This window comes from Mesorhizobium sp. M7A.F.Ca.CA.004.06.1.1 (assembly GCF_003999135.1).
GTDB lineage: Bacteria > Pseudomonadota > Alphaproteobacteria > Rhizobiales > Rhizobiaceae > Mesorhizobium.
Genome location: NZ_RZPQ01000117.1, coordinates 1 through 10,927 on the forward strand (window position 1 = coordinate 1; position 10,927 = coordinate 10,927).

Genomic DNA, 10,927 nt, shown 5'->3' on the forward strand with positions numbered 1-10,927 from the left:
GCTCCAGCGTGACGGTCTTTAGCTGTTCGGCAGCCGCCCGATAGACCGCGATCCCGCCAGGCTCACCACCAGTGAAGGCGATCTTGGCGACGTCGGGATGAGAGACGAGTGGCGCGCCGACATCAAGCGGCATGCCGGTAACGGTGTTGACCACGCCGGGCGGGAAGCCTGCCCGCGCAAACAGTTTCACGAACTCCAACGTCGAGGCCGAGGCGTGTTCCGACGGTTTGATGACGACAGTGTTGCCTGCCGCCAGCAGCGGCGCGAGCTTCCATGTCAGAAGTAAAAGCGGCGAATTCCAGGGCACGATCGCTGCAATGACACCCAGCGGCTCGTGGCGGGTGAAAGCGAACATGCCAGCCTTGTCGATCGGCAGCACCGACCCTTCGATCTTGTCGGCAAGACCGCCGAAATAGCGGAACCATTCCGGGATATAGCGCAGCTGTGCCGTCATTTCGGTGAGCAGCTTGCCATTGTCGCGCGTCTCGATGGCGGCAATACGATCTACGTTCTCGGCGATCAGATCGGCCAGCCGCACGAGCAGCTTGCCCCGCGCGGTCGGCGTGATGCCGGCCCATTCCTTCGACCGGAATGCTGCCTTCGCGGACGCCACGGCGGCGTCCACCTGGCTCGCTCCTCCACGCGGGATCAGCGCCCAGGGCCTGCCGGTGAACGGATCATGGCTCTCGAATGTATCGGCTGTCGATTGCAACCGACCGCCGACCGTGTTCTGGAAACTAACCAGCGCCATATCGGTCCTCAACAGGTGGCAAAGCCCAGATGGGCGCGAAAACGGTTCTTGACCTCGACCGCGTCGCGCGGCGGCAGCGAGCGCGGCAGGTTCTCGGCGGTGATTTTCAGCACGAAAAGGCGCGGACCGTCGGCCGGGCGCCGAAGTTCTCCACAGAGCATGTCGACCTCCTCCAGCGTACGCAGCTCGGCGGTCTTCGAAAAACCGCAAGCGGCCGCGACCTTGTCGAAACCAATGCCCTTGCCGGTATGGCTGGACTGCATGCCGGTCTCGCCGAAATGCTGATTGTCGAGCACGATCAGGTCGAGATTTTTCGGCCGCGCCACCGAGATCGTCGCCAGCGAACCGAACGCCATCAGCTGTTCGCCATCTCCGGTGATCACCATGACCCGCTTGTCGGGTTGGGCCTGGGCAAGCCCGAGGCCGATCAGCGCAGCACCCCCCATGGCGCCCCAGAGATAGTAGTTGTCGTTGCGGTCGCCGGCGGCATGCACGTCGTAGCTCGGCGAGCCGAGACCGGTCACGACCAGGGCGCCGTCACGGGCGTCAAGCAGCTTCTTCACCGCAACCCGGCGGTCCATCGTCGGCAAATTCATGTCGCTCACCACTTCTTCTTGCCGAGCAGCCGCTGCCCGATCAGCACGGCAATCTGCTGGTCGGCGTCGAAAGCCATCAAGGCTGCCTGCGCCACCGTCTCCACCAGGTCGGGACCGGTTTCGGCGCGCAGCACCCTGAGCCCGATCGCCTTCAGCGACGCCTCCGTCGCCTGCCCCATCGGCACTTGCCACGGGTTGAACTCGGCCCATTCGCCCCGCATCGTCACCAGGACGAGCAAGGGGAAGCGCGCCTGCACGGGAAGCGACAGCATGTTGATGCAATTGCCGACACCGGAGGATTGCATGAGCACGACGCTCCGCTTGCCACCGAGCCAGGAGCCTGCTGCGATGGCGATGCCCTCCTCCTCCGTCGTCAGCACATTGGTGACGACTTCGGGATCCTCACTGAAAAGGCGGATCAATGTGGTATGACCGGCATCCGGCACATAGGACATGTGGCTGATGCCGGCAGCCTTGAGCACCTCATAGACCTGATCCGGCCACTGCCTTTCAGACACGGTCGGAGCGGCGGCAAGCGCTGCTGCTTCCGGAGGTTTTGCTTGTATGCTCGCCGTCACCTTGCATCTCCGAGATATTGGACTGGCATTAGACTAGCGCGCTTGACCGATGCAATCTTCGTCTCTTTCTCGTGATCAGATATAATGGTATTCGATAGCTCATGGAGTTATCGCAGCTACGCACCCTCATCCATGTCGCCGAACTCGGCAGCCTCAGCAAGGCCGCCGACCGGCTGCACATTGCGCAGCCGGCGCTCAGCCGGCAGGTGCGCATGCTGGAGGAGGAATTGGGCTTTGCCCTTTTCCTGCGCCACGGACGCGGCATGGTGCTGTCCGAGCAGGGCAAGGAGGTGCTGGCGCACGCCATGCGCGTGATGGCCGAGATCGACGAGATCCGCGCCACGGCCACACCCGCCGATGCGCCGCTGACCGGCGAAGTGGCCATCGGCCTGCCGCCCACCGTTGCCGACATTATTTCGCTGCCGCTGGCGGCCGCCTTCGGCAAGGCCCATCCCAAGGCGAAGCTCAGACTTGTCAGCGCCTACACCGGCTATCTGCTGGACTGGATGCACCGCGGCGAGGTGGACGTCGCGGTACTCTACGACCCGCGCATGGCGCGTTCGCTGCGCTCGCGCCCGCTGCTCCTGGAAAACCTCTTCCTGATCGGACCGCCGGATGCGGGATTTTCAACCGTGCGCGCCGTGTCGTTCGCCTCGCTCGCCGGCAAGCGCCTGCTGCTGCCCAGCATCAAGCACGGGTTACGCATCATCGTCGAACGCTGCGCCACGGATGCCGGCATCACGCTCGATGTCGGCATCGAAGCGGACTCCTATTCGGCGCTGAAGGACCTGGTGCGCAACGGCCATGGCTGGACGATCCTGCCGCTCGCCCCTATCCATGCCGATGTGACCGCCGGGCTGCTCACCGCCGCGCCATTGATCGATCCGGTGCCCGTGCGCCGCCTGATCCTTGCCTACCCGGCGGACCGGCCTGCCTCGCGGCTCGCGCGGTTTGCCGGACAAGCGATAGAGGACATCGCCAAGGATCTTGTCGGGCGGGCCGTCTGGGTCGGCCAGCTTCTCGGCCCTCCACCATAAGCATTAGAATTCCGTTATATCTGCTCACGTCCGCCCTGCATTGCTGACAGGGCACGGAGGCGCGATAGTGAGGCCCGCAGCAAGACGAAAACCCGGACAAACCTCATGGAAGCCTATCAGGACATTCGCGATGCCGTCGCCAGGCTGTGCACGCGCTTTCCCGGAGAATACTGGCGCGCACTCGACAGGGACATGGCCTATCCCGGCGACTTCGTCGCAGCGTTGACGCAGGCCGGTTGGCTCTCGATCCTGATCCCGGAGGCATATGGTGGCTCGGGCCTGCCGCTTTCGGCCGCCGCTGCCGTGCTGGAGGAAATCCAGCGCGCCGGCTGCAATGGTGGCGCCTGCCATGCCCAGATGTACACGATGGGCACGCTTCTTCGCCACGGCTCGGAAGCCCAGAAGCAGCGATACCTGCCGAAGATCGCCGCGGGAGAATTGCGCCTGCAGGCATTCGGCGTCACCGAACCGAGCAGCGGGACCGACACGGGGGCGCTCAAGACCACTGCTCGCCTCGATGGCGATCATTTCGTGGTCAAGGGCCAGAAGATCTGGACCAGCCGCGCCGAGCATTCGGATCTGATGCTGCTGCTGGCGCGGACCACACCGCTGAAGGACGGCATGAAAAAGACCGACGGCCTCTCCGTCCTCATCGTCGACATGCGCGAAGCCGTCGGCAACGGCCTCACAATCCGGCCGATCCGCACCATGATGAACCATGCCACCACCGAGGTCTTCTTCGACGATCTGCGCGTACCCGCCGAAAACCTGATCGGCGAAGAGGGGAAGGGATTCCGCTACATCCTCTCGGGCATGAACGCCGAGCGCATCCTGATATCAGCCGAATGCATCGGCGATGCGAAATGGTTCATCGAAAAGGCCAGCACCTACGCAAAGGAGCGGCATGTGTTTGGCCGGGCGATCGGCCAGAACCAGGGCATCCAGTTTCCGATCGCAAGGGCCTACGCCAACATGCGCGCGGCCGAACTGATGGTGCGCGAGGCGCTGAGCCTCTACGAGGCCGGCAAGAACCCCGGATCCGAAGCGAACATGGCCAAGATGCTGGCGGCCGACGCTTCGAACGAAGCAGCCAATGTCTGCATCCAGACTTATGGCGGGTTCGGTTTCGCGGAAGAGTACGATGTCGAGCGCAAGTTCCGCGAGACGCGTCTTTATCAAGTCGCGCCGATCTCGACCAACCTCATCCTGTCATACCTTTCCGAGCACGTGCTTGGACTGCCGCGTTCCTACTAGGAGTCGTCCGTGAACGTCCTCATCGTCTATGCACACCCGGAAGCAAAATCCTTCAACGGCGCCATGAAGGATCTGGCCGTGGAAACCTTGACCCGCGCAGGCCACGATGTGGTCGTCAGCGACCTCTATGCGATGGGCTTCAATCCTGTCGCAGGGCCGGGCGACGTATCGGGCGAGCGTAACGATCCGGACTTCTTCAGCCTGCCGCGCGAACAGACCGCCGCCTACGAGGCCGGCGCACTGTCGGCCGATATCAGTGCAGAGATCGAAAAGGTGAAGCGGGCGGCCTTCGTGCTGTTCCAGTTCCCGGTCTGGTGGTTCGGAATGCCAGCAATGCTCAAGGGCTGGGCCGATCGCGTCTTCGCGCGCGGTTTCGCCTATCTGCCGGGCCGCAAATACGACACCGGCATGTTCAGGGGAAAGCTCGCCATGGTGGCCGCCACCACGGGCACGTCGGCCGACACCTACGCGCCCGACGGCATCGATGGCGACATCCTCACCGTGCTGTGGCCGATCCACAATGGTCTGCTGCGCTATTCCGGCTTCGACGTGCTGCCGCCCTTCGTCGCCTACATGCCGGGCCGCGTCGGCGACGATGGCCGCAAGGCCTATCTGGACGCCTACCGCAAGAGGCTCGAGGACATTGATGGCACGCCGCATCTGTTCTTCCACGCCGCCGAGGACTACGGCAAGAACGAGCGGCTGAAGCCTGGTGTGCTGGCGCGCTCGGGAGTGCAGCGCAATGTCTGACGGCGCCCGCCCACTGGAGGGCCTGTTTGTCGTTTCGATCGAGCAGGCCGTCGCCGCTCCGCTCTGCACGGTCCGCCTTGCCGATGCCGGCGCACGCGTCGTGAAGATCGAGCGTCCGGAAGGCGAAACCGCGCGTCATTACGATTCCGCAGTGGAAGGCATGTCGGCTTACTTCGTCTGGCTCAACCGCGGCAAGGAGAGCGCGGTGCTCGACCTGAAGAGTGAGCACGACCTGGCTCTCCTGCACCGGATGGTCGCGCGCGCCGACGTCCTCGTGCAGAATCTCGTGCCGGGCGCCATCGACAGGCTCGGCCTCTCGGCCGATACAATTGCGAAAGAGTTTCCTCGGCTGATAGCCATCAACATCGTCGGCTACGGGCAGGACACGCCCTACGCGGCCATGCGCGCCTACGACATGCTGGTGCAGGCCGAAAGCGGCATCTGCGCCGTTACCGGCACGCCGGACACGCCAAGCAAAATCGGGGTTTCCGCCGCCGACATCGCCACCGGCATGAATGCCCATGCAGCGATCCTCGAAGCCTTGCTGGCGCGCCAGAAGACCGGGCGCGGCCGCATTGTCGAGATTGCCATGTTCGACGCCATGGCCGACTGGATGACCGTGCCGCTGCTGCACTACGAATATGCGGGCCGCGAGACGCAGAGATATGGCCTGGCGCATGCTTCGATCTACCCCTATCGACCTTATGCCTGTCGGGATGGCAGCGTGGTCGTGTCCATCCAGCAGAACAATGAATGGAAGCGCTTCTGCACGCTCGTGCTGCAAAGGCAGGATCTGTTCGCCGACGAACGCTTCGCCACCAACACCTGGCGGGTTGCCAACCGCACGGCGCTCGACGCCGAGATCGAACCGATCTTCGCGGCAATCGACTGCGACGAGGCCATAAGCCGTCTCGACGAGGCGCAGATCGCCTGGGGCCGGGTGAGTGCAATGCGCGACCTGCCGCACCACAAGGCGCTCCGCCGGACGGAGGTGGCACTGCCGGACGGCAAGCGCATCGCAGTACCCAAGCCGGCAGGGCGGCCGGAGGGATTTGCAACGGTTCCAAGCGTCCCCGCGCTTGGCGCCGATACGGACCGGATCCGGTCCGAATTCGCCGCCTGACGAGGACCTCATGAGCCTGGACACAAGCACACTGCAGGAATGGGTTGGACGCACGCACGAGGTCGAGGATGTTGTGACCCCGCGCCTGCTGGCCAGCTTTGGCGCCACGCTTGGGGACCACGCGGCGCAGACTGCCGAGGGCGCGGCCGCGCCCGGACTGCATTGGTGCCTGGCGCCCGACATTGCCGCCATGCGAGAACTCGGACCTGACGGGCACCCGGCCAAAGGCGGCTTCCTGCCGCCGGTGCCGCTTCCGCGTCGCATGTGGGCTGCCAGCGACATGCGTTTCATGGCGCCGATCCGCTCTGGCGACCGCATCCGCCGCCGCTCGACGTTGGCCGCCATCGAGGAGAAGCAGGGCCGCACCGGCCCGCTCACCTTCGTCACGGTCCGGCACGACATCGCCAACGATTCCGGTCCGGTCATCGAGGAGGACCAGATCATCGTCTATCGCGGCGCCGAAGCCGCTGCTGCGTCCCCTGCCCCGCCGGCCAATTCGCCCCTGGCCGCATCGCACGAGCGCACGATCGACATCGATCCCGTGCTGCTCTTTCGATATTCCGCGCTGACGTTCAACGGGCATCGCATCCACTACGACGCGCCCTATGCCACGGGGGTCGAGCACTATCCCGGGCTCGTCATCCATGGCCCGCTGCAGGCGACGCTGCTGATGAACTTCGCCGCCGCCATTGTCGGTCAGTCGCCGCGCCGTTTCTCATTCCGCGGCGTCCATCCGGCGACTGGCCCGCAGCGCCTGCTTCTGAGCGCAACATCCCCAGGCCAGGACGGCATGGCTCTCGAGGCACGGTCGTCCGACAGCCATGTGACGGTGAAAGCCACGGCGCAATGGTGAGCTTCGTCACGCCTGTCGTGCCGCTATTCGTGCCGGGCTCACGTCCTGAGCGGTTTGCCAAAGCCGACAGCAGCGGCGCGGACGCAGTCATTCTAGACCTCGAGGATGCCGTCGCCCCTGGCGACAAGGACCGCGCTCGGGAAGCGGTCGTTGCTCATGCAGCCGCGCTGAAATCCGCGGTCGTGGTCCGCATCAATGCCGCCGGCACATTTTGGCACCAGGCGGACATCGCTGCCGTGCGGCGCCTTGACGGCGTCTCCGTCATGCTGCCCAAGGCCGAACGTCCGGAAGACATTGCCGATATGGCCAGGCACATGGCACGCAGCGTTTCCGTCATCGCGCTGGTCGAGAGCGCCGTCGGTCTCGCCAACTTGCCGGACATATTGGCCATGCCCAACGTCGTTGCCGTCGCCTTCGGCTCGGTCGACTTCTCGCTCGATCTCGGTTGCGCGCATGATCGGCTGATCCTGCTTGCGGCTCGTAACGAAATCGTCTGGCGTTCGCGCGCCGCTGGCCGGGCCGCGCCGATTGACGGCGTAACGACCGACCTGAACAGTCCCGAAATCACCGAGGATGACGCCCGCCACGCCATGAAGATGGGTTTTGGCGGCAAGATGGCCATCCACCCGAGGCAGATCGAGCCGATTCGCAGTGGCTTTCGCCCGAGCGATAATGACATCACATGGGCACGAGACATCGTCGGCGCAGCCTCGTCCGGCGAAGCTAGCCAGGTGAACGGCGAAATGGTGGATCGGCCGGTCATCGAGCGCGCAAGGCAGGTCCTGCGCCGGGCCGCTTTGGTCTAAAGGGCATGCAGGGGAGGAGCAACGGATGAGCCTGGACACCGCCGATTGGCCAACCGCCAGGCTCTGCGCCTTCATTGCCGAACTCGACTTCGAACAGATCCCGCCGCGCGTCGTTCATTTCGCGCAAGGATTGATGATCGACTGGCTCGGCTCGGCGCTGGCCGGCAAGGGCGCGCACCAGGTCGAGATGATCGACGGTTTTGCGCGTGCCATGGGGCCGGCGGACGGCCCAAGCACCATCATCCCGACGCGGCGGCGCACAAGCCCCTACTTCGCAGCGATGGTCAATGCGGCGGCCTCCCATGTCGTGGAACAGGACGACGTTCACAACGGCTCGGTCTTTCACCCGGCGGCGGTGATCTTTCCGGCCGTTTTGGCGGTTGCGGAGGCTGAGGAGAAGACCGGCCGCGAAGTCCTGACTGCCTGCATCGCCGGCTATGAAGTGGGCATTCGAGTGGGAGAATTCCTCGGACGCTCGCACTACGAGATATTCCACACCACCGGCACGGCTGGCGCAGTGGCAGCAGCCGCGGCGGTCGGCAGGTTGATCGGGTTGGACGCAGCCGGGCTCAACCATGCTGTCGGCTCGGCCGGTACGCAGGCGGCAGGTCTCTGGGAATTTCTGCGTGACGCTGCCGATTCCAAGCAACTCCATACCGCGCGAGCGGCCGCCAACGGTCTGTTCGCTGCCTATCTGGCGCGCGATGGCTTCAAGGGCGCCGCGCGGATCCTCGAAGGCCAGCAAGGAATGGCTGCCGGCATGTCCAGCGACGCCGATCCGGCCCGCCTGACGGACGGGCTCGGCAGCCGTTGGGCAACCGAGGAGACCTCCTTCAAATGGCACGCAGCCTGCCGGCACACTCATCCGGCCGCCGACGCGCTGCAGTCTCTCATGCGCCGCGAAGGGCTCGGTCCGGACGACATCACCGGCGTGGTGACCCATGTCCATCAGGGAGCCATCGATGTCCTGGGCGCGGTGGTCACTCCGCAAACCGTCCACCCAGGCGAAGTTCTCCATGGGCACGGTTTTGGGGCTGATCGCTGTTCACGGCGTCGCCGACCTCGACGCGTTCGAACACCACGCGCTTGCCGACGCCCGCGTCGCACGCTTCCGCGCGAAGGTGCGGATGGAACTCGACGCCGAGGTCGACACCCTTTATCCCAAGCAGTGGGTCGGCAAGGTGAGCGTCACGACGGTTGACGGCCGCAAATTCAATGCCCGCGTCGACGAGCCCAAGGGAGATCCCGGCAACACCCTTTCGAAACAGGAACTGGAAGCCAAGGCCATACGTCTTGCCGAATTTCGAGGCGGGGCCACCGCTGACGAGATGCGTCGCTGCATAGCCCGCATCTGGAGGCTCGGTCAGCCCGGGAGCACGGCGCACATATTTGCTGAGAGTTAGCCCGCTATCGCGCCGAAGGACTGCACCCGCCCGAAACGGATGGAACGAGCGCATTGCGGGCAGTTCGATTCCTTTCGCGCCGCCCCGTGTTGTAAAGCAGTTTGATCGGCAGTCCTCGGGAGCCCATTATAAATCAATGAATTCAAGGAGATCGACGGATTCGTCAACCTGATTTGGCTAACCGAGGCAAATAAAACACGATACCTTATTGATAAATAAGATAATGGTGGGCCCGGAGGATGTTTGGAAAATAAATCAAATCAAGCGGTTAGAGGTCGGTGGGACCGCGCAGCATTCAAATCTGTTCCAATGTTTTTCAATGTTTTTGTCCCACCACATGACGCCCGTAGGATCCAGAGCGACCTGGGTTCAGCTGCACGAACTCGGATGCCGACAAGGTCAAAGTTGCACCAAAAGCGGTTCTCCCTCAGGCCATCTCTAAATGTCGGGTTTGGGGCCGGAAGGAGACTGGCAGGTTCTGGAAAGCGAGGCCAAGAAGGCAGACTTACGCGGTAAGGCGCGCCGGGCATCCGGTGAATCACAGACATCCTGGCGTCAGATGAGATCAGGACCAAAGGCTGACGTGGCTGGGTACGGGAGACTTTGGACTTCCGTTGGCATGTGGTCTGTCGGCTAAAGATTTTGGCAAGTCATCACGAAAAAGCAGATAAGAGCCAATTCCGAATTTCAAGCGGCCCGACCAGGCGATGATATCCAGCGGCTGAGGCGTCGATTGCATTTCGGCCGCTCGACCGATGGTGACCGGCTCCCCGTCGGCTCATATGACCGATATGGAACACCATCATGCGAGGCAGCAAGCATTTTTTCCGGCGGCAGCTAGGGCCGTGCGGCAAGAATGCCCCGCGCTACTCCGCCGCGATCCGTTGAACAAAATCCAGAAAAGCGCGCACTTTTGCAGGCGGCATGTGGCGTGACGGATGATAGGCGTAAAGCGGAAACTGCTCGTCTGACCATTCCGCCAGGATCGTCGCGAGCGCCCCGCTCTCAAGCCACTCGTCCAGGCCGATGGCAAGGCTCTGGAATATGCCTTGCCCCGCGAGACCGGCCGCGACGGCGGCGGAGGGATCGTCCAAGACCAACCGCCCCGACGCCTTGATCTCGATGGCCCCGTTATCCCCTCGGAATTCCCAGGTGAACGGCCGCCCGGTCTGCGGGTCGCGGAATAGGATGCAATCGTGGTGCATCAGGTCGTGGGGCGTGGCTGGAATGCCGTGACGGTCGAGATAGCTTGGGGCGGCACAGGTAAGCACCGGGACGTCCAGCAGTTTGCGCGCGATCAGCGAGGATTCGTCCGGCGGACCGAAGCGCACGGCGACATCCGCGCCGCTCATCAACTCTTCGCGATAGTTGCTGGTGGTCAGATCGAGCGACAGTGCGGGGTAGCGTGCCAGGAATTCACCGATCCTCGGCGCCAGCACCATTCGCGCGAACCAGGGATCGATCGATACCCTGAGCCGCCCGCCCACGAATGCCGCCGAACCGGCGGCTTCGGAGGCCGCCTCCTCCAGTCCGGCCAGCAGCGGCATTATCCGGGCATGGAAGCGCGCGCCCTCCTCCGTCAGCGCGACCTCGCGCGGATTGCGGTCGAACAACCTGACACCGACACGTTGTTCGAGCCTCGCCACCGCACGGCTGACCCCCGATGGCGTGAGACCGAGAACATCCGCGGCCCGCACGAAATTGCCCGCTTCCATCACCGCCCCGAAAACACCGACCCCGGTCAGCAGCCGCGTGTCGAAACTCATGCCCTAACTC

The 10,927-nt window shown here is 63.9% G+C and carries 11 protein-coding genes and 1 pseudogene; 8 read left to right on the forward strand and 4 right to left on the reverse strand.

The window, feature by feature from the left end; translation table 11 throughout:
• The 3 genes from EN906_RS10085 to EN906_RS10095 form a co-directional block, all read right to left on the reverse strand.
• Positions 1–751 (reverse strand): aldehyde dehydrogenase family protein (locus tag EN906_RS10085; RefSeq protein WP_127375158.1); only part of this gene is annotated, 751 nt, incomplete at its 3' end.
• Positions 752–759: 8 nt separating this feature from the next.
• On the reverse strand, positions 760–1,347 hold the full coding sequence (locus EN906_RS10090) for a thiamine pyrophosphate-dependent enzyme (protein ID WP_127269711.1): 588 nt from the start codon (positions 1,345–1,347) through the stop codon (positions 760–762).
• Between the two features lie 5 nt (positions 1,348–1,352).
• Positions 1,353–1,865: a thiamine pyrophosphate-binding protein gene (locus EN906_RS10095; RefSeq protein ID WP_164748823.1), complete on the reverse strand. Its 513-nt coding sequence runs from the start codon at positions 1,863–1,865 to the stop codon at positions 1,353–1,355.
• A gap of 161 nt (positions 1,866–2,026) precedes the next feature.
• On the opposite strand from EN906_RS10095, the gene EN906_RS10100 reads away from it, so the two are divergent.
• The 8 genes and pseudogenes from EN906_RS10100 (at position 2,027) to EN906_RS38790 (ending at position 9,151) form a co-directional block, all read left to right on the forward strand.
• Positions 2,027–2,962 (forward strand): LysR substrate-binding domain-containing protein, encoded by a 936-nt coding sequence (locus EN906_RS10100; protein WP_127267891.1) that lies wholly within the window; start codon positions 2,027–2,029, stop codon positions 2,960–2,962.
• Positions 2,963–3,067: 105 nt separating this feature from the next.
• The gene (locus EN906_RS10105; RefSeq protein ID WP_127267892.1) at positions 3,068–4,216 is read left to right on the forward strand and encodes an acyl-CoA dehydrogenase family protein; all 1,149 of its coding nucleotides are present in this window, start codon (positions 3,068–3,070) and stop codon (positions 4,214–4,216) included.
• A gap of 9 nt (positions 4,217–4,225) precedes the next feature.
• Positions 4,226–4,966 carry an NAD(P)H-dependent oxidoreductase gene (locus tag EN906_RS10110; protein ID WP_127267893.1) on the forward strand — a complete coding sequence of 247 codons (741 nt, stop codon included), beginning with the start codon at positions 4,226–4,228 and terminating at the stop codon, positions 4,964–4,966.
• Entirely contained in the window at positions 4,959–6,089 is a 1,131-nt protein-coding gene (locus EN906_RS10115; protein ID WP_127267894.1) for a CaiB/BaiF CoA-transferase family protein, read from the forward strand. Before EN906_RS10110 ends, EN906_RS10115 begins: the two co-directional genes overlap by 8 nt.
• A gap of 10 nt (positions 6,090–6,099) precedes the next feature.
• On the forward strand, positions 6,100–6,942 hold the full coding sequence (locus tag EN906_RS10120; protein WP_127267895.1) for a MaoC family dehydratase N-terminal domain-containing protein: 843 nt from the start codon (positions 6,100–6,102) through the stop codon (positions 6,940–6,942).
• Positions 6,936–7,748 (forward strand): CoA ester lyase, encoded by an 813-nt coding sequence (locus EN906_RS10125; RefSeq protein WP_127269707.1) that lies wholly within the window; start codon positions 6,936–6,938, stop codon positions 7,746–7,748. The genes EN906_RS10120 and EN906_RS10125 overlap by 7 nt, the downstream gene beginning before the upstream one ends.
• Before the next feature lie 25 nt (positions 7,749–7,773).
• A pseudogene (locus EN906_RS10130) lies at positions 7,774–8,685 on the forward strand (MmgE/PrpD family protein); the annotation flags it as partial.
• A 79-nt stretch (positions 8,686–8,764) separates the two neighbouring features.
• The gene (locus EN906_RS38790; RefSeq protein WP_236382681.1) at positions 8,765–9,151 is read left to right on the forward strand and encodes a hypothetical protein; all 387 of its coding nucleotides are present in this window, start codon (positions 8,765–8,767) and stop codon (positions 9,149–9,151) included.
• Positions 9,152–10,017: 866 nt separating this feature from the next.
• Here the strand turns inward: EN906_RS38790 and EN906_RS10135 are convergent.
• Positions 10,018–10,917, reverse strand: coding sequence for a LysR family transcriptional regulator (locus EN906_RS10135; RefSeq protein WP_127269705.1), 900 nt, complete (start codon positions 10,915–10,917; stop codon positions 10,018–10,020).
• Positions 10,918–10,927: the final 10 nt, after the last annotated feature.

Excerpts from the sequence above, each read along its gene's own strand:
- EN906_RS10120 (WP_127267895.1), top strand. The coding sequence starts at position 6,100 with ATGAGCCTGGACACAAGCACACTGCAGGAATGGGTTGGACGCACGCAC.
- EN906_RS10125 (WP_127269707.1), top strand. The coding sequence starts at position 6,936 with ATGGTGAGCTTCGTCACGCCTGTCGTGCCGCTATTCGTGCCGGGCTCA.
- EN906_RS10100 (WP_127267891.1), top strand. The coding sequence starts at position 2,027 with ATGGAGTTATCGCAGCTACGCACCCTCATCCATGTCGCCGAACTCGGC.
- EN906_RS10090 (WP_127269711.1), bottom strand. The coding sequence starts at position 1,347 with ATGAATTTGCCGACGATGGACCGCCGGGTTGCGGTGAAGAAGCTGCTT.
- EN906_RS10135 (WP_127269705.1), bottom strand. The coding sequence starts at position 10,917 with ATGAGTTTCGACACGCGGCTGCTGACCGGGGTCGGTGTTTTCGGGGCG.
- EN906_RS38790 (WP_236382681.1), top strand. The coding sequence starts at position 8,765 with ATGGGCACGGTTTTGGGGCTGATCGCTGTTCACGGCGTCGCCGACCTC.
- EN906_RS10105 (WP_127267892.1), top strand. The coding sequence starts at position 3,068 with ATGGAAGCCTATCAGGACATTCGCGATGCCGTCGCCAGGCTGTGCACG.
- EN906_RS10115 (WP_127267894.1), top strand. The coding sequence starts at position 4,959 with ATGTCTGACGGCGCCCGCCCACTGGAGGGCCTGTTTGTCGTTTCGATC.